Annotated in this window: 15 protein-coding genes; 14 read left to right on the top strand and 1 reads right to left on the bottom strand. The window is 60.0% G+C overall.

What is annotated here, in order from left to right:
• Positions 1 to 272: 272 nt before the first annotated feature.
• The 9 genes from ACT3T6_RS16480 to cobJ are packed head-to-tail and all read left to right on the top strand — an operon-like array spanning position 273 to position 12,184.
• The gene (locus ACT3T6_RS16480) at positions 273 to 2,012 is read left to right on the top strand and encodes an AAA family ATPase (RefSeq protein ID WP_226912190.1); all 1,740 of its coding nucleotides are present in this window, start codon (positions 273 to 275) and stop codon (positions 2,010 to 2,012) included.
• Positions 2,009 to 2,602 (top strand): cob(I)yrinic acid a,c-diamide adenosyltransferase, encoded by a 594-nt coding sequence (gene cobO / locus ACT3T6_RS16475; RefSeq protein WP_193053343.1) that lies wholly within the window; start codon positions 2,009 to 2,011, stop codon positions 2,600 to 2,602. Before ACT3T6_RS16480 ends, cobO begins: the two co-directional genes overlap by 4 nt.
• Positions 2,602 to 3,990, top strand: coding sequence for a cobyrinate a,c-diamide synthase (locus ACT3T6_RS16470; protein WP_193053342.1), 1,389 nt, complete (start codon positions 2,602 to 2,604; stop codon positions 3,988 to 3,990). Before cobO ends, ACT3T6_RS16470 begins: the two co-directional genes overlap by 1 nt.
• Complete coding sequence (cobW, locus tag ACT3T6_RS16465) at positions 3,977 to 5,089, top strand: cobalamin biosynthesis protein CobW (RefSeq protein ID WP_193053341.1); 1,113 nt, start codon at positions 3,977 to 3,979, stop codon at positions 5,087 to 5,089. Before ACT3T6_RS16470 ends, cobW begins: the two co-directional genes overlap by 14 nt.
• Positions 5,089 to 8,919, top strand: a complete 3,831-nt coding sequence (gene cobN, locus ACT3T6_RS16460) for a cobaltochelatase subunit CobN (protein ID WP_193053340.1) — start codon at positions 5,089 to 5,091, stop codon at positions 8,917 to 8,919. The genes cobW and cobN overlap by 1 nt, the downstream gene beginning before the upstream one ends.
• Positions 8,916 to 10,091: a cobalamin biosynthesis protein CobG gene (locus ACT3T6_RS16455; RefSeq protein WP_193053339.1), complete on the top strand. Its 1,176-nt coding sequence runs from the start codon at positions 8,916 to 8,918 to the stop codon at positions 10,089 to 10,091. Before cobN ends, ACT3T6_RS16455 begins: the two co-directional genes overlap by 4 nt.
• Entirely contained in the window at positions 10,075 to 10,704 is a 630-nt protein-coding gene (locus ACT3T6_RS16450) for a precorrin-8X methylmutase (protein ID WP_172118253.1), read from the top strand. Before ACT3T6_RS16455 ends, ACT3T6_RS16450 begins: the two co-directional genes overlap by 17 nt.
• Positions 10,701 to 11,438 (top strand): precorrin-2 C(20)-methyltransferase, encoded by a 738-nt coding sequence (locus ACT3T6_RS16445; RefSeq protein WP_193053338.1) that lies wholly within the window; start codon positions 10,701 to 10,703, stop codon positions 11,436 to 11,438. Before ACT3T6_RS16450 ends, ACT3T6_RS16445 begins: the two co-directional genes overlap by 4 nt.
• Positions 11,435 to 12,184: a precorrin-3B C(17)-methyltransferase gene (cobJ, locus tag ACT3T6_RS16440; RefSeq protein ID WP_193053337.1), complete on the top strand. Its 750-nt coding sequence runs from the start codon at positions 11,435 to 11,437 to the stop codon at positions 12,182 to 12,184. The genes ACT3T6_RS16445 and cobJ overlap by 4 nt, the downstream gene beginning before the upstream one ends.
• Here the strand turns inward: cobJ and ACT3T6_RS16435 are convergent, their stop codons facing one another.
• Positions 12,185 to 12,922 carry a cobalt-precorrin-6A reductase gene (locus ACT3T6_RS16435; protein WP_193053336.1) on the bottom strand — a complete coding sequence of 246 codons (738 nt, stop codon included), beginning with the start codon at positions 12,920 to 12,922 and terminating at the stop codon, positions 12,185 to 12,187.
• On the opposite strand from ACT3T6_RS16435, the gene cbiE reads away from it, so the two are divergent.
• The 5 genes from cbiE to ACT3T6_RS16410 all read left to right on the top strand — a co-directional run bounded on the left by cbiE (position 12,921) and on the right by ACT3T6_RS16410 (position 16,603).
• Positions 12,921 to 14,129 (top strand): precorrin-6y C5,15-methyltransferase (decarboxylating) subunit CbiE, encoded by a 1,209-nt coding sequence (gene cbiE / locus ACT3T6_RS16430; RefSeq protein ID WP_193053335.1) that lies wholly within the window; start codon positions 12,921 to 12,923, stop codon positions 14,127 to 14,129. The two genes, ACT3T6_RS16435 and cbiE, sit on opposite strands and share 2 nt — an antisense overlap.
• Positions 14,126 to 14,533 carry a cobalamin biosynthesis protein gene (locus ACT3T6_RS16425; RefSeq protein WP_193053334.1) on the top strand — a complete coding sequence of 136 codons (408 nt, stop codon included), beginning with the start codon at positions 14,126 to 14,128 and terminating at the stop codon, positions 14,531 to 14,533. The genes cbiE and ACT3T6_RS16425 overlap by 4 nt, the downstream gene beginning before the upstream one ends.
• A complete protein-coding gene (gene cobM, locus ACT3T6_RS16420) occupies positions 14,530 to 15,327 on the top strand; it encodes a precorrin-4 C(11)-methyltransferase (protein WP_193053333.1) in 798 nt (265 codons plus the stop codon). The genes ACT3T6_RS16425 and cobM overlap by 4 nt, the downstream gene beginning before the upstream one ends.
• Positions 15,324 to 16,088, top strand: a complete 765-nt coding sequence (gene cobF, locus ACT3T6_RS16415; protein ID WP_193053332.1) for a precorrin-6A synthase (deacetylating) — start codon at positions 15,324 to 15,326, stop codon at positions 16,086 to 16,088. Before cobM ends, cobF begins: the two co-directional genes overlap by 4 nt.
• A 74-nt stretch (positions 16,089 to 16,162) precedes the next feature.
• On the top strand, positions 16,163 to 16,603 hold the full coding sequence (locus ACT3T6_RS16410; protein WP_193053331.1) for a YtoQ family protein: 441 nt from the start codon (positions 16,163 to 16,165) through the stop codon (positions 16,601 to 16,603).
• The last annotated feature ends 724 nt before the right edge of the window (positions 16,604 to 17,327 follow it).

The raw sequence follows: 17,327 nt of genomic DNA, 5'->3' as shown, positions 1-17,327 counted from the left end.
GCGATTGATGACTTGCTTAAGCGGGGAGGTGGCTACACCCTGGTGCCATCCTGTATAATGCGCGGTTATTGTAGTCATTTTATCGGCGTTTGGCTCTATCGTTATTCTCTTGTCAGTGATGAATAACTTTCACGTGTGTTGCAGTGTCCATGCGTCGCTTAATGTATTAGGTTTACCCGCTTGTAAAGTAGGCGCTTTACTCGCTTGTTAGGGCGCTGAGTAGCTCAATATCTTCTTGTTAAATCAAGTTAATGTTCCTTCTGCCCATGGTGATGCCTGTGGTTGAGTTTCCCTTTACCGCCGTCGTCGGCCAGGCATCGCTTAAAAAAGCGCTGCTTCTGAACGTGATTAACCCGCGCATTGGCGGGGTGCTGATTAGCGGCCCGCGAGGCAGCGCAAAATCGACCCTCGCCCGCGCGTTGGCCGCACTACTTCCAGAATCAGGTCAGGGCGACACGTCGCCGTTTGTTACTCTGCCGCTGGGCGCCAGCGAAGACCGCCTGACCGGTAGCCTGGACCTGCAAAAGGTATTGAACGAGCGCGAAGCCACCTTTCACGAAGGGCTGTTGGCCAAAGCCCATGGCGGCGTTTTGTACGTCGATGAAGTCAATCTGCTCGCTGACACGCTGGTTGATCTGCTGCTGGATGTGGCTGCCAGTGGGGTCAATATCGTCGAACGCGACGGTATCAGTCACTCCCACGCGGCACGCTTTAGCCTGATTGGCACCATGAACCCGGATGAAGGGGAACTGCGCCCGCAGTTGCTCGACCGCTTTGGCCTCTGTCTGGAACAGCCTGCCTCCATCCGTATCGAAGAACGCATCGCCATCGTGCAGCAGCGCGATGCTTTTGACCGTGACCCTGACCGCTTTATCGCCGACTACGCTGATGAGCAGTCAGCCCTGCGTGAACGTATCGAGCAGGCGCGCCGCACGCTTGCTGCCGTTACAGCACCTGACTGGGTTTACGCGCACATCGCCAAGCGCTGTGAAGAGGCCGGCGTTGAAGGCCTGCGTGCCGATGTTACCTGGCACCGCGCCGCCCAAGCCCACGCCGCTTGGCGGGGAAGCGATACGATCATCCAGGACGATGTCGATACCGTGGAGCCGTGGGTATTGGCCCATCGGCGTACGCGTGAATCTTCCACACCGCCACCGACACCGCCATCAACGCCGCCGTCTTCTCCACCGCCTTCGTCCACGCCAAATGAAAAGCCTTCTGGCGTTCAGTCGTCTGCCAGTGGACATTCTGGCGAGCAAGGGCAGTGGGGCGCCATGCCGCCCGTGGCGCAGAATATGCGGGATAGCCAGCCGCTTGATCTCCCTACGCTACGCTTGGTTCCTTCTTCCCACCGGTCTGTGGCTAAGCAGCCGCTATCACTGGGTGGTAGGCGCAAGGGCGATGAAGCGGGCCAGGGGCGAACCAGGGCTGCGCTGAGCTCTCGGCCAGACTGGTTTGCTACGCTGATCGCCAATCGCGGCCAATGGCCCTGGCGGCAGTTGCGTTATCAAAAAGCGCGCACCGGGCAGCCGGTGCTGCATTTGGTACTGCTGGATACCTCCGGCTCGACGTTGGGTAAGCGCTTGTTGGGCCAAGCCAAGGGCTGGGTCGATAGCCTGACCCGCCAAGCGTACAGCGCGCGCGAGCAGATGGCCGTATTAGGCTTTGGCAACGATACGGTGACAGCGTTATTCACCCGCCAACGCGCCCCCAAAAGCCTGGAGGCGACGCTGAATAGTGCCGATGGCGGGGGCGGTACACCGCTGCGTAAAGTGGTAGAGGAGGCTGGGCGGTTGATTCGCCAGTGGCAGAGCCGTGAGCCTGGCCTGCATATACGCACTTACTTGATCACCGACGGACGCACCCGCGAATCCGTTGCAGACCTGCCGAAACTGGGCGACTGCGTGGTGATGGATACCGAATACTCATTTGTAAAACGTGGCCAGGCCGCGCGCCTTGCCCAGCAGCTAGGCGCCCACTATTGGGCCATGCCCACCCAGGAGTCAGCATGAGCGATAGCAATCACCAAAACCGCATGCAGCGCAAAAAAGAGGTGGTCGACGAGCGCATCAGCCGCGCTATTGATGAGCGCGGGGTGTTAATCCTGCTCAAAGGCAACGGCAAGGGTAAAAGCAGCTCGGCGCTCGGTACATTGGCGCGCTCGCTGGGGCATGGTCAGAAAGGCGCGGTCATTCAGTTCATTAAAGGGCGGCGCGAAACCGGCGAATACCTGTTCTTTCGTGACCACCCAAGGCTTGACTGGCACATCATGGGCCAGGGCTTTACCTGGGAAACCCAGGACCGCGAGCGCGATATTCAAGCCGCCGAAGCCGCCTGGGAAATCGCCAAGGGCCTGCTGGAAGACCCGGCCTACAACATCATCGTGCTGGACGAAATGAGCTACATGTTCAAGTACGGCTACCTGGACCCGGTGCCGGTGGTAGAAGCCTTGCAGCGCCGCCCAGCGCATCAGAATGTGATTATTACCGGGCGCACCATGGCCCAGCCGCTTCAGGAAGTAGCAGACACTATCAGCACCGTGCAGGATGAGCGTCACGCGTTTCGCGGCGGCGTTAAAGCCCAGCCGGGGATTGAGTACTGATGAGTACACCTTCCGCCCGCTGCCCCGCGCTGTTTATCTCGGCACCGGCCTCAGGCCAGGGTAAAACCACCGTCACCGCTGGGCTTGCGCGGCTGCTGCGTAATCAGGGCAAGGTGGTGCGGGTATTTAAAACTGGTCCGGACTACCTGGACCCGCAAATACTCGCTCAGGCCTCGGGCCAGCCGGTTGACCAGCTCGATTTATGGATGGCAGGCGAAGCCTACTGCCGCCAGCGCTTTTATGAAGCCGCTGTTGAAGCCGATTTGATTCTGGTGGAAGGCGCCATGGGCCTGTTTGACGGCGAGCCTTCCAGCGCCGATTTAGCCGCGCTGTTCGGCATCCCCATGGCCATCGTGATGGATGTTAAAGGCATGGCCCAAACCGCCGCTGCGCTGGTAACAGGGCTGGCTGGCTTTCGCGACGATATTCATTTTGCCGGGCTGATTGCCAATAACTGTGGCTCGCAGCGCCACCGTGAGCTGATTGAAGGCGCGCTGCCTGAAGCCATACCGTTTTTAGCTGCCGTACCACGCGACCCTGAACTGGCACTTCCCGAGCGCCATCTGGGCTTGGTGCAGGCGGAAGAGATTCGCGACGACCTGGAAATGCGCTTTGAAGCCGGGGCGCAGGCGCTGGAAACCGCAGGGCTGCTGGATGCGCTCGCCACGCTTGCGCCGGTCAGCTTTAGTGCTTCTACTGAGGTGCTTCCCGCTGTGCCGCAAGTGCTAACAGGGCAAACGATAGGCGTAGCCCGCGATGCGGCGTTCAGTTTTATCTATCAGGCCAACCTGGATCTGCTGGCGCAGATGGGCGCGCAGGTGCGCTTTTTCTCGCCGCTGAGCGATGCCGAACTGCCCGAATGCGATGCCCTTTGGCTACCTGGCGGCTACCCGGAGCTTCACGCGCAGGCGCTTGCGGCGAACACCGCCATGCGCGATGCCATTAAAGGCTTCTTTAGCGCGGGCAAACCCATCCTCGCCGAGTGTGGTGGCATGCTGTATAGCCTGGAAACGTTAACCGACTATGCTGAGAACCCTCACTCCATGCTCGGTTTACTGCCGGGGCACGGTGCCATGCGCGGGCGTCGCGGCTGCCAAGGCATGCAGACTGCCGAGCTACCCGAAGGGCCGGTTCGCGGCCATGCCCACCATCGCTCCATGGCCGAGCAAACGCCTGAGCCAATGGCTTACGGGCGCCGCCAGCGCCACCCAGCGCCCGGCGAGCCAATTTACCGGGCCGGGCGCCTGACGGCGACCTACTTACATCTGTTTTTCCCGAATAATCCTGCGGCGGTAGCGCGTCTGTTTAGCCACGCTCTTGGCAACGATTCAGCGCAGGCCACGGCCGCAAGCCCCCAAATTGAGGAATCCTCGCATGCAGTTAAATAAAATCCCCGCCACGGTTGTGACCGGTTTTCTGGGTAGCGGCAAGACCACCTTGCTGGCCAATATTCTGCGCCAGATCACCGGTAAGCGAATTGCCGTTATCGTCAATGAGTTTGGCGAGCAGGATATCGACTCAAGCCTGCTGCGTAGCTGTGCGCTGGATTGTGACGAAGAAAGTGACGAGGGTGAGCAAATCGCCTCCGGTGAAGACGGCAGCATTTACGAGCTGGCCAATGGCTGCATCTGCTGCACGGTGGAAGAAGAGTTTTTGCCGGTGATGAAACAACTGGTGGCGCGGCGTGATGATATCGACCACATCCTGATCGAAACCAGCGGGCTGGCCTTGCCCAAGCCGCTGGTGCAGGCGTTTAACTGGCCGGAAGTCCGCCAGCACTGCACCGTGGATGCGATTATCACGGTGATCGACGGGCCTGCCGTCGCTGCGGGCCGGTTTGCCAACGACGAAGAAAAAGTTGCCGCCCAGCGCCTGGCCGATGACAGCCTTGATCACGACCCCAGCCTGCGCGAACTGCTGGATGACCAGCTAAGTGCGGCGGATTTAGTGCTGGTCAGTAAAACCGACCTGCTGAACGCCGACGAAAAAGCCCGTGTTGAAGCGCTGGTACAGGCGCGGGTACCCGCATCGGTCAAAACGCTGTTTATCGACCAAACGCTAGCGACTGACACGGCCCAACTGGAAGCCCTGATGGGCATTGGTGCGGCCAGTGAAGAGCATATCGACAAGATTACCAACCATCACGACAAGCACCATGCCGAAGGCGCCCACCACGATCACGCCCACGATAACTTTGACTCCTGCGTGATTACGCTGGGCGAAGTCGATGGCGATGAGCTGGCGGCTAAGCTTCAGCATCTGCTGAAAACCCAGGAAATCTATCGCGCCAAGGGCTTTGCGGCGATCCCCGGTAAGCCCATGCGCCGAGTCATCCAGGCCGTTGGCGAGCGCCTGGACGGCTATTTTGATCGCCTGTGGGCTCAGGACGAGCCGCGCCAGACTCAGCTGGTAATTATTGGTAAAACGCTGAACAGCGATGAAATTCATAAGGCGCTGGCCAGCGCTGAGACGTCGGTAAGCGCCTAATGCATCTTTTCGCCGCCAAACCGGGGGGCTTTGTTGATGATGAAGGCATCATCGACCTGCAGCAAAGCCCCGCCGAGGTTGTGATTATGTCCGCCGCTGACAGTAACTTGTCGGCGTTGGCCCAGGCGGTTGATCGCCTGGGCGATGATTACCCCTCGGTGCGGCTGGCGAACTGGATGAACCTGGTGAAACCGGCGGCGTTTGATCTTTACGAAGACCGCGTGCTGGAAAAAGCCCGCTTGGTGGTGGTGTCACTGCTGGGCGGAAAGGGCTACTGGCAGTACGGCTACGAGCGGCTTCTGGCCTGGGCGGCTGCCAAGCCCGAGCGCCAGCTGATTCTGGTGCCCGGCTGTGATGCCCCGGACGATGCCCTGCTGGAAGACTCCAGCATTGCCTTTGACGATGCCTACCGCGTATGGCGCTATTTGCGCGAAGGCGGCGTGGATAACGCCGAGCAGCTGCTGCGCTTTATCGGAAGTGAATGCCTGGCGCATGAGTATTCGTGGCAAGAGCCTAAAGTGATTCCGGCGGCGATAATTTACGCACCCCAAGCCAACGGCCAGCAAGCGGTCAGCCTAAGCGAGTGGCGTGACCAGCGTATTGCAGAGCGCCCGGTGTGCCTGCTGCTGTTTTATCGCAGCCACCTGCAAGGCGCGAATACCGCTGTGCTCGACGGCATGATCGACGCGCTGAAAGCCGAAGGGCTTGAGCCGTTAGCCGTCGCGGTGGCCTCTTTAAAAGAAGGCCCCTGCATCGCGTTCGCCAATCACCTCATTGAGCAAACCGGCGCCATGCTGGTGGTCAATACCACCGGCTTTTCGGTAAACCGTACCGCCGATGACGCCAATGCAGCAGATGAGCTGGGCAGCAATCTTCATGAGAGCCTTTTTATCGGGCGGCCGGTGGTGCTTCAGGCGATACTCGCCAGCAGTACGGCGGATGACTGGCAGGGCATGGCCGCAGGCCTGCATAGTCGTGATGTCGCCATGCAGGTAGTGCTACCCGAAATGGACGGGCGGATTATCACCCGTGCCGTTGGATTTAAAGCTGAGGCGCACTATAACGCTCGCGCCCAGCTCTCAGTCACGCACCACACGCTGCACCCAGAACGCGCTGCCTTTGTGGCCAAACTGGCCCGGCGGTTTTGCGCGCTGTGCCAAACGCCCAATGCCCAAAAGCGCGTCGCGCTGATTATGGCCAATTACCCCAACCGCGATGGGCGTATCGGTAACGGCGTGGGGCTGGATACACCGGCCTCTACGCTGCACATTTTAAATGCCCTGAAAGGTGCCGGTTATCCGCTAAGCGAATTGCCGGAAAGCGGCGATGCGCTGATTCGCCTGCTCCAGGGCGCCGTTACTAACGATCATGACAGTCTGGATCAACGCGCTTGCTGGCAAAGCATCAGCGTTGAGGATTATCTGGCCTGGTTTCAAACCCTGCCCGCCGCGCTTCAGAAAACGATATGGACCCGCTGGGGCGCGCCGCAAGATGACCCAAAATGCCGCCAGGGGCGGCTGATGATTTCGGGTATCCGCTTGGGCGAAACCTTCGTGGGCATCCAGCCCGAGCGCGACTTTATTGAGGACCTGACCCAGTCCTACCACGATATGGAGCTGGCGCCGCCGCATAGCTACCTGGCGTTTTACCTCTGGCTGCGCGAGCACTATCAGGTCGAGGCGGTGATTCACGTGGGCAAGCACGGCAATCTGGAATGGTTGCCGGGCAAAAGCACCGCGCTAAGCGCCGAATGCTGGCCGGATATCGCGCTCGGGCCGTTGCCGCATTTCTACCCGTTTATTGTTAATGACCCCGGCGAAGGCGCCCAGGCCAAGCGCAGAAGCCAAGCAGTGATTATCGATCACTTGATGCCGCCGCTGGCGCGCGCTGAACTTTACGGCCCCATGGCCGAGCTTGAAGCGCTTACCGATGAGTATTATCAGGCGCTGGATATGGACCCGCGCCGTGAGGCGCTGATTCGCGAGCAGATATTGGCTCACCTACGGGCAACCGGCATCGATCAAGAACTTGCCCACGCGGTGAATAGCAGTTGTGACAGCGAAATTCTCAACGAGCTGGACACCTTTTTGTGCGATATCAAGGAAGCCCAGATTCGCCACGGCCTGCACATACTGGGCACGCTACCGCCCGAGGAGAAACGGGCGGCCACGCTGGTAGCCCTGTTAAGGCTGCCGCGTGGTGAAGCGGTGGCAAGCCGCGGTTTGCTGCACAATCTGGCCGCTGACTTGGTGCTGGGTGAGGACTTCGACCCGCTGGCGGCGGGCAGCGAGCCTTGGCTTGGCCCTAAACCGGCCGTGCTGGCAGGCAAACTAACCGCTGCCTGGCGAACCGGCGCTGATACCCGCGAGCGGCTGGAGCTGCTCGGCGAAGAGCTGGTGGCCGACTATGTGTTGGCTCAAGGTTGCCTTACAACGCTCTCGCAACATTATCCGGCCACGGCCGAGCAGCTTAAATTTGCCCGCGAGCAGCTGTGGGCCGCCATGCAGCAGGGCGTAAAGATGGAGGTTGGCTCGCTGCTGGATGGGCTTGAGGGGATTTTCGTGCCCGCCGGACCGAGCGGTGCGCCGAGCCGGGGGCGGTTGGATACGCTGCCCACCGGGCGCAACTTTTTCAGCGTGGATAACCGCTCGATCCCTTCGCCTGCTGCCTGGACGCTGGGGGAAAAGTCCGCTCAGGCATTTGTCGAACGCTACCTGCAGGATCACGGCGACTATCCACGACGCTTGGGGCTCTCCATCTGGGGGACCGCGACCATGCGCACCGGCGGCGACGATATCGCGCAAGCGTTTGCCCTGATGGGTGTGCGGCCCAAATGGTCGTTGGGCTCTCAGCGGGTGATCGATTTTGAAGTAATCCCTTCAATGCTGCTTAACCGGCCACGGGTGGATGTCACGCTGCGCGTATCCGGATTTTTTCGCGATGCCTTTCCGAACGTGATTCGCCTGTTTGATGCCGCCGTGCAAGCGGTTGCCAGCTATGCAGAACCAGGCGATAGCAACACCATTCGCGCCGCCGTGGTTGAACGCCAGCACACCCTTGAAGCGCAAGGGTTAAGTGCCGAAATGGCCGCCCAGGAAGCGAGCTACCGTATTTTTGGCAGCAAGCCTGGCGAGTATGGCGCAGGCCTGAACCGGCTGATTGAAAACCGAAGCTGGGGCGATGCCGATGACTTGGCCGAGGCCTACCTGGGTACCGGCGCCTACGCTTACGGTCAGTTTAAGGAGTCCGGCACTGCCGCTCGCGGCGCCTTTGAGCAGCAGATCAAAGGGCTCGACGCGGTAATGCAGAATCAGGATAACCGCGAGCACGATATTCTCGATTCCAACAGCTACTACGCCTTTCAGGGCGGTATGGCCAACGCTACCCGCTCGCTGAGCGGTCAGGCGCCGGAGATCTATCACGCTGACCACGCCAACCCCGCCGTACCCAAAATTCGCACGCTCAAAGAGGAACTTGCCCGGGTCATTCGCTCGCGCGTGTTGAACCCCAAGTGGATCAACGCCATGCGCGAACACGGCTACAAGGGCGCGTTTGAGATGGCCGCCACGGTCGACTACCTGTTTGCTTACGACGCCACCACGGATTTGGTGGCGGATTACCAGTACGCCCAGGTGAGCGAAGCGCTGGTGCTGGATGAGGCCAACCAGCAGTTTTTACGTGAGCATAACCCCGCAGCCCTTGAAGAGATGGCCGAGCGGCTGTTGGAGGCCGCCCAGCGCGGCATGTGGCAGGAACCCGGCAAGCACGGCGACGCGCTGCAAGACCTGCTGCTGGAAATGGACGAAGCCAGGGAAACCGCCAGTTTATGAGCACTAGTCCGCTGATCAAAGGCTGGTGCCCCGGCGCCTGGCAGCCCATGGAAACCGGCGACGGCTGGTTAGTGCGCGTGCGCCCACCGCTCGGCCAGCTTTCCAAAGCGCAGATGCTCGCGCTGTGCGATGCAGCGGAAACCTATGGCAATGGGTTAATTGAGTTAACCAGCCGCGCCAATATTCAGCTGCGCGGCGTCTCGGAAAGCACATGGCCGCCGTTAATGGACTTTTTGGTCGCGCACGAATTGGTCAGCGCGGAGCCCGCCACCGAGCAGCAACCCCAATGCCTGCTGGCACCCGGCTGGCAGGCGGGCGATGACACGCATCAACTTGCCCGCTTGTTACAGGCGCGAGGCAGCGAGTTGGCCGCGATGCCTAGCAAAGTTGGTATTGCGATTGATGCGGGTGAATTAGCGGTATTGGGAGATACCGCCGCTGATTTTCGAGTGGAACGCGCAATAGAAGGCGGGCTGATAGTGCGCGTCGAAGGCCAGGCCTGCGGTACCCCGGTGGGCTCTATTGAGGCGGCCATTGAGCATTTAATACGCCTGACACACTGGTTTGTAGAAAGCGGCGGAAATGACGCCGGGCGGATGAGGCGGCACAAAGTGCCGCTTCCCGCGTGGTCACCTGCTAAAATGCGCCCCGCAAGCGCTTCTGCCATGGAGAATGCAACGCAGGGCGCGGCGCTGGCGCTTGGCGAGTATCAAGCGGGGATGGTTTACGGGCTGCCGTTTGGGCGCGTAGCCGCTGATGAGTTGCGGGCAGCGGTTACGCCTGCGGCGGTGAGCCATATACGCGTAACGCCGTGGCGACGGTTATGGGTCAAGGGTGCAAGTGAGCCGGTTAAAGGCTTAATCAGCGATAATCAGGATACGCGCTTATTGATGGATGCCTGCCCCGGCGCGCCTTACTGCGCTCAGGCAAGCGTTGCTACCCAGCCGCTGGCTAAACGGTTAGCGCCCGACGTTAAAAGACACAGCGTTCATATATCCGGTTGCGCCAAGGGGTGCGCCCGCCGTTCATCGGCCGACGTGTGCCTGGTCGGTCAGGCAGGCCGATTTAATCTTATTGTTAAGGGTGATGCCCAGAGCACGCCCGTTAAGATAGGCCTCACCGAGACTGAGGTCGTCGAATATTTGGAGAGTTTGGGTGCCCTATACGTATGAAACAAGCGGCCCGGCGATTTACCGGGAATCCTTCGCGATTATCCGCAGCGAGGCCGACCTTGCGCGCTTTTCTGCTGAGGAAGAGACCGTTGCCGTGCGCATGATTCACGCCGCCGGGCTTGTCGAGTTGGCCGCGCATATTCACTTTCAAAATGACGCGGTCAATAAAGCGCGCTCGGCACTCGAACGCGGCGCGCCGATTCTTTGTGATGCACGGATGGTTTCTGAAGGCATCACCCGCAAGCGGCTGCCGGCCAATAACGAGATTATTTGCACCCTGAACGATGAGCGCACGCCACACCTCGCCCAGGAAATGGCTAACACCCGTTCGGCCGCAGCACTAGAACTATGGCGCCCGCATCTGGAAGGCGCCGTGGTGGCCATTGGCAACGCGCCCACCGCGCTGTTTCATCTTTTAAATATGCTGGAAGACCCAAGCTGCCCGCGCCCGGCGGCAGTAATCGGCTGCCCGGTAGGCTTTGTAGGCGCCGCTGAATCCAAGGAAGCGCTATGGGCGACGCCCGCCATTCCCAGCTGCATCGTTCGTGGCCGCTTGGGCGGAAGCGCGGTGACGGTCGCGGCCATTAACGCCATGGCGGATCGCGTCGAATGACTCAGGCATCCACACAGGGCACGGTTTACGGTGTTGGCCTGGGGCCGGGCAGCCAGGACTTGATGAGCGTGCGCGCCGACCGGCTGATTCGCGGCGCCACGCATGTTGCCTATTTTCGTAAAAAGGGCCGCAAGGGCCATGCGCGTAGCATTGTTGAAGGGCTGTTAGCCCCCGGCATCATTGAGTTGCCGATGGAGTACCCGGTCACCACAGAGATTCCTTTCGACGACCCGCAGTACAACGCGCTGCTCTCGCAGTTCTATTCGCGATGCGTGGCCCAGCTGATCGAGATAGCCAACGCCGGTGACAACGTGGTGGTGCTCTGTGAAGGCGACCCGTTCTTCTACGGCTCGTTTATGCACCTGTATACGCGCCTGCTCAACCAGGTGCCGGTGTCGGTAGTGCCGGGGATTACCGGCATGTCTGCCGCCTGGACGGCGACCGGGCAGCCGATTACCTGGGGCGACGATATTCTGACCGTGCTGATGGGCACGCTACCGGAAGAAACGCTCGCCAAACATATCGCCGATACCGACGCGCTGGTGGTCATGAAGATTGGGCGCAACCTGAACAAGCTGCGCCGGGTGCTTAAACAGGCGGGCCGGGAAGACCAGGCGTGGTTGATTGAGTACGCCGCCATGGAGCAGCAGCGCGTGCTGCCGTTGGTAGACGTTGGCGAGAGCGTGCCTTACTTCTCGATTGTGCTGATACACGGTAACGGGAGGCGCCCATGAGCGGCTGGCTAAAAATTGTCGGCCTGGGCCCAGGTGCGGAGGCGATGATTACCCCCGAAGTGTCCGCCGCGCTTTCGGATGCTACCGACGTTGTCGGCTATGTGCCTTACGTTAACCGCGTAGCACCGAGGGAAGGGCTTACGCGCCACGGCTCGGATAACCGCGAAGAGATTCGTCGTGCCGAGCAGGCTTTGCAACTGGCGTTAGAAGGCCACCGAGTCGTGGTGGTTTCCTCTGGTGACCCTGGCGTATTCGCCATGGCCTCGGCGGTATTCGAAGCGCTGGAAGCGGGCGATGCCGCGTGGCGCGCGCTGGATATTCAGGTGCTGCCGGGTATTTCCGCCATGCTCGCGGCCAGCGCTCGTGCGGGTGCACCGCTGGGCCACGACTTCTGCTGCATCAATTTATCCGACAACTTAAAGCCTTGGGCGCTGATCGAAAAGCGCCTGCGTTTGGCCGTTGAAGCCGATTTTGCGATGGCGTTTTATAACCCGCGCTCAAAATCGCGCCCAGTAGGGTTCGAGCGCACCCTGGAGGTGCTGCGCGAGGCGTGTGAGCCTGAACGGTTGGTCATCTTCGCTCGCGCGGTTTCCACGCCGGAAGAATCAATCCGCGTAACGGCCTTAAAAGATGCCACGCCGGACATGGCCGATATGCGCACGCTGGTGATTGTCGGTTCAAAACAGACGCGGTTAATTGAGCGAGATGGTGAGCCGTTGGTTTATACGCCGCGCTCAGCGCTTTGATCAAGAGCGATCATTAAGCCAGGCAAGTACCTCATCAACGCTATGCACTTCATGGCGAGCAGGCAGCGCCGGGCGGTCGATCATGATAACTGGCACGCCAAGCGAGTGGGCAGCATCAAGTTTGGAAACAGCACCTTTGCCGCCAGCGTTTTTGCACACGATGCGCTCGATACGTTGGGTTTTGAGTAGCGCTAAATCGCCTTCCAGGGTGAACGGGCCTCTATCCACCGTGGTGGTGAAGTGGGCAAGCGGCAGCGGGGCGGTTGGTTGGTCGACCAGGCGCAGCACATAGTGGTGTTGAGGTTGTGCGGCAAACGCGGCCAGGTGCATGCGGCCAATGGCGAGCAGCACGCGCTGGGGCGGGCCTTCGAGGGCGCTAACTGCCTCTTCGACACTTGCCACGTGTTGCCAGTTATCGTGAGTGGTGGGCACCCAGGCGGGGCGGGTCAGAGCAATCGCCGGTACGCCGGTTTGCTGGGCGGCGGCCAACACGTTATGGCTCATCTGTGTGGCAAACGGGTGGGTTGCATCAATAATATGGGTGATGCGCTGTTGGGTAATGAAAGCCGCCAGACCGTCGGCGCCGCCGAAACCGCCCACGCGAGTAGGCAGCGGTTGCGCTTTAGGCATTTTAACGCGGCCTGCATAGCTGAAGATGGCTGGAATGCCGCGCTGGCTAACGGCGCTGGCCAGTGCACTGGCCTCGCTCGTACCCCCAAGAATCAGGACGTTTATCATGGCTGAGGTTAATAAGGCTCCGTGGCTCACACTGTTAGGTTGGGGGGAGAGTGGCACAGCGGGCCTGACAGCGGCAAGCCGCGAGCAGCTTGAACGTACCGAAATAGTGTTCGGCGCCCGCCGCCATTTGCGCCTTCTTCCCCCGCTAAACGCGGATATTCGCGAGTGGCCGGTACCGTTTCTTGATGGCATCCCCGCACTTCTCAACGAGCGTGGCCGCCGGGTAGTCATGCTGGTTTCCGGCGACCCGTTCTGGTTCGGGGCGGGCACTAGCGTGGCGCGCCACCTGGAAGCCAGTGAATGGATCGCCGTGCCATCGCCTTCGACCTTTAGCTTGGCGGCGGCCCGACTGGGCTGGCCGCTGGAGCGCTGCACCTGCCTGGGCCTTCACGCCAAACCGCTTACCCGCATTCGACCCTACCTGCAAAGCGGCAGGCGCTTGCTGGTGCTGTTACGCGATGGTGCCGCTGTAGCTGAATTGGCCGCGCTGGTGAAAACATTCGGCTTTGGGGATTCCAGGCTCAACGTGCTGGAAACTCTGGGCGGTGAAGATGAGCGCATCCGCACGCTGCGCGTGGATGACACGCTACCCGACGATATCGCCCATCCGGTGGCGGTCGGCATCGAAGTCGCGGGCAACGGCCCCGCAATTCCCTTAACGCCTGGCCTGGCTGATAGCTTTTTTGAGCACGATGGGCAGATCACCAAGCAAGCCGTGCGTAGCTTAACGCTTTGCGCACTTGCCCCCCAGCCCGGCGACCGGCTGTGGGATATCGGCACTGGCTCTGGCTCTATCGCCATTGAGTGGCTGCTGGCCCACCCGGATAATCAGGCCATCGGCTTCGAGCAGCATCCGGAGCGCGCCGCGCGGGCGCGGCGTAATGCAGAAAACCTCGGCGTTGATTGGCTGGAAGTAAACGAAGGCCGCGCACCGGAGGTGCTTGAGAATGCGCCGCTGCCTGATGCGGTGTTTATCGGCGGCGGGCTTTCTCAGGAACTGTTGGACGCTTTATGGCAGGTGTTGCCTAGCGGCACACGCGTAGTGGCCAACGCGGTCACGCTGGAATCCGAAGCCTTGCTGGCGCACTGGCAACAACAGGCGGGCGGCGAACTGCTGCGCCTGGAACTAGCCCACGCCGCGCCCATGGGCACCCGCCGGGGCTGGAAATCCAGCTACCCGATTGTGCAGTGGCGTGGCGTTCGATGACCAAGCAAACAGTGGCTAAGCAGGCACTAAAAGTCGCAGGGTTCGGCTTTCGCCAGCAGGCAACGCTTGAGTCACTGGAACAGGCGCTGGATCAATTGATTGCCCAGTACGGCCCTATCGACCAGTTGGCGGCAGCACACAGTATGCTGCCACTGGTTGAAGCGCTGGGCAGCGCCCGCAACATTTCGGTAATAAGCGTAGCGGATGCCGAGTTGGCAAGCGTTGCCACGCTGACTCATTCCGCCTACAGCCTGCGCGAAAAAGGCACCGGCAGCGTGGCCGAAGCCGTAGCGCTGCTGACCGCAGGCAGCGGGGCGCGGCTTTTAGGCCCGCGCACGGTTTCAAACGATAGACAGGCCACGGCCGCGGTGGCCACCACAGCGGCGCAAGGAGTTGGATTATGACGGTTCATTTTATTGGCGCAGGCCCCGGCGCGCCGGATCTTTTGACGCTGCGCGGGCGCGACCTGATCGCCGCCTGCCCGGTGTGCCTGTATGCAGGGTCGCTCGTTCCCGAAGAAATTCTCGAGCACTGCCCTAACGGCGCGCGCATCATCAACACCGCGCCGCTGTCACTCGATGATATCATGCAGGAAATTCAAACCGCCCACGCCGCAGGCCAGGATATCGCCCGGCTGCACTCCGGCGATTTATCAGTGTGGTCCGCCATGGGCGAACAGCTGCGCCGCCTGCGCGAGCTTGATATTCCCTACAGCGTTACCCCCGGCGTGCCTTCCTTTGCGGCGGCGGCGGCAACGCTCGGCCAGGAACTAACGCTACCCGGTGTAGCGCAATCCGTGGTGCTGACCCGCACGCCGGGCCGGGCAAGCGCCATGCCGGAAGGTGAGACGCTTGCCAACTTCGCCCGCACCGGGACCACACTCGCTATTCATCTCTCCGTTCACAACCTTGCCCAAGTGGTGGAAAGCCTGACGCCCCATTACGGCGAAGAGTGCCCGGTAGCGATTGTATGGCGGGCCAGCTGGCCGGATGAGCACGTGGTGCGCGGGCGCTTATCCACGGTGGAATCGCTGATCGACCACACCCTCCAGCGCACGGCGCTGATTCTGGTAGGGCCGGCACTCGAATCCGAAGACTTTCAGGAAAGCAGCCTGTACGCGGTAGGTTACGACCGCCGCTTTCGCCCCCAGTCCGCCGATTCGCCGTTTGCCAGCAGCGATGAAGAGGGCAGCGCATGATCACGCTCTCGCTGATCGGCATTGGCACCGGCAACGTCGACCACGTAACGCTCGCGGCAGTGCGCGCCTTGAACGAGGCCGACGTGATTCTGCTACCCCGCAAGGGCGAGGCGAAATCGGACCTAATCGACCTGCGCCGAGTACTCTGCGGCGAGCTGCTTGATGAAGCGGCCAATACCCGCATCGTTGAGTTCGATTTACCCACCCGCGACGGCGAACGCCAGTACCTAAGCGCAGTAGACGAATGGCATAACGCCATTGCCAGCATGTGGGCAGGGCTAATGGATAAGCACCTGCCAAATGGCGGGCGCGTCGGCATGCTGGTATGGGGCGACCCCTCGCTTTATGACAGCAGCCTGCGCATCGCCAAGCGCCTGACGGATAGCGGACGCGCCGTTGAGGTTAACGTCGTACCCGGCATCACCAGCCTACAAGTGCTCACCGCTGAGCATAAAATCCCCCTCAACGCGCTCGCCGAACCCATCCAGATCACCACCGGCCGCCGCCTGCGCGAACGCGGCTGGCCTAATGATGCCGCCACGGTAGCCGTGATGCTCGATAGCGGCGGGGCGTTTACTACGCTGCCGAAAACTGACACTTACATCTGGTGGGGCGCCTACCTGGGCATGGATAAACAGTGCTTGATCAAAGGCCCGCTAAGCGAGGTAAGCGACGAGGTTGTTGAGCGTCGCGCTGCACTGCGTGAAATGTATGGCTGGATTATGGATATCTATCTACTCGCCAAACAGCCACTGCTGTAACGCCGGTATTAAGTTGGAATGTTTTTCCATAAAATGGCTCTATACACTCAACACGTGATTATCAGGAGAGCGATATGAGCTTTTACGTTTATTTATCTGGCGAGATCCACACCGACTGGCGCGAAGAAATCCAACGTGGCGCTGAAGCCGCAGGCCTGGATATCGTCTTCACCGCGCCCGTCACCGACCACGACGCCAGTGACGCCGCAGGCGACCACTTGGGCGAGCAGAGCAACCAGTTCTGGCGCGACCACCAATCCTCCAAGGTCAACGCCATCCGCACCCGCACGCTGATCGAGCAAAGTGATTTAGTCGTCGTGCGCTTCGGCGACAAGTACAAGCAGTGGAGCGCCGCGTTTGATGCGGGTTACTGCTCCGCACTCGCCAAGCCCTACATCACTCTGCACACCGAGGATATCGTTCACCCGCTGAAAGAAGTGGATGCTGGCGCGCAGGCTTGGTGTACTACTACCGAGCAGGTCGTGGAAACCCTCAAGTACGTGCTGAAAGATTAACGCATGCCACTCCCCTGCAGGCCAAGCCTGGCCTGCAGCCCTCTTTCTTGGGGCTGCTAAAGGCTGGTTTTGTGGGAGCCCGCTTCAGCGCGCGAAAGCCCCGTCCCAAGAATCATCACAAGTAGCGTGGCGTAACGTTTGGCGAGGCACGAGCCAATAAGGCACCCGCGAAGGGCAGCGCTAGCTGCCCCGATGTCATCTCTAATGCAGCCCTTTTATCTCAAAAAACTGACATCAGCTTTTCCTCACCGCGCCCATTCTTCCCAGTGACCTCGCTGCACTACGACCTATTGCTGACCGCTGTCATGAAATTACCACGTGACCGAAGGTAAATTTGTCAATAGAGTATGATGGAATCGAGCAAAACGAGCGGGCACGCGAATAATGAATATACTTCCTGAGAGTTTTGAGAAACTATATGAAGCAGTGAGTTATGGCTTTTGTGTAGGCTGTATAACATCAAGGAATGTGCTGGCGCGTTTATTGATGTTACATGGCTGGGCGTATAATCACTGTTAGATTTTTAGAATTACTTTAGGAGTTAGAGTTATGTCGGATATCGTAAAAATAAATATTGATTTGAATAGCGGTGCAGTAAATATCGAGGCAGCCAGTGAATCGCTCAACATGATATTTGATAGGCTTGAGAGCTTTTTGCCATCATTAATCGACGCTAAATCCCAGTTCTCAAATTGCGAGGGCGAAGGTGAAGAAACCGGAGAAG

It is taken from the genome of Halomonas sp. 72 (genome assembly GCF_052379785.1).
Taxonomy (GTDB): domain Bacteria; phylum Pseudomonadota; class Gammaproteobacteria; order Pseudomonadales; family Halomonadaceae; genus Vreelandella; species Vreelandella citrativorans.
The sequence above is the reverse complement of the archived record's forward strand: the minus strand, read 5'-3'. Positions and strand labels throughout refer to the sequence as shown.

Coding starts and splice junctions, on each gene's coding strand:
- ACT3T6_RS16480 (WP_226912190.1), top strand. CDS start 273: ATGCCTGTGGTTGAGTTTCCCTTTACCGCCGTCGTCGGCCAGGCATCG.
- cobO (WP_193053343.1), top strand. CDS start 2,009: ATGAGCGATAGCAATCACCAAAACCGCATGCAGCGCAAAAAAGAGGTG.
- ACT3T6_RS16470 (WP_193053342.1), top strand. CDS start 2,602: ATGAGTACACCTTCCGCCCGCTGCCCCGCGCTGTTTATCTCGGCACCG.
- cobW (WP_193053341.1), top strand. CDS start 3,977: ATGCAGTTAAATAAAATCCCCGCCACGGTTGTGACCGGTTTTCTGGGT.
- cobN (WP_193053340.1), top strand. CDS start 5,089: ATGCATCTTTTCGCCGCCAAACCGGGGGGCTTTGTTGATGATGAAGGC.
- ACT3T6_RS16455 (WP_193053339.1), top strand. CDS start 8,916: ATGAGCACTAGTCCGCTGATCAAAGGCTGGTGCCCCGGCGCCTGGCAG.
- ACT3T6_RS16445 (WP_193053338.1), top strand. CDS start 10,701: ATGACTCAGGCATCCACACAGGGCACGGTTTACGGTGTTGGCCTGGGG.
- cobJ (WP_193053337.1), top strand. CDS start 11,435: ATGAGCGGCTGGCTAAAAATTGTCGGCCTGGGCCCAGGTGCGGAGGCG.
- cbiE (WP_193053335.1), top strand. CDS start 12,921: ATGGCTGAGGTTAATAAGGCTCCGTGGCTCACACTGTTAGGTTGGGGG.
- ACT3T6_RS16435 (WP_193053336.1), bottom strand. CDS start 12,922: ATGATAAACGTCCTGATTCTTGGGGGTACGAGCGAGGCCAGTGCACTG.
- ACT3T6_RS16425 (WP_193053334.1), top strand. CDS start 14,126: ATGACCAAGCAAACAGTGGCTAAGCAGGCACTAAAAGTCGCAGGGTTC.
- cobM (WP_193053333.1), top strand. CDS start 14,530: ATGACGGTTCATTTTATTGGCGCAGGCCCCGGCGCGCCGGATCTTTTG.
- cobF (WP_193053332.1), top strand. CDS start 15,324: ATGATCACGCTCTCGCTGATCGGCATTGGCACCGGCAACGTCGACCAC.
- ACT3T6_RS16410 (WP_193053331.1), top strand. CDS start 16,163: ATGAGCTTTTACGTTTATTTATCTGGCGAGATCCACACCGACTGGCGC.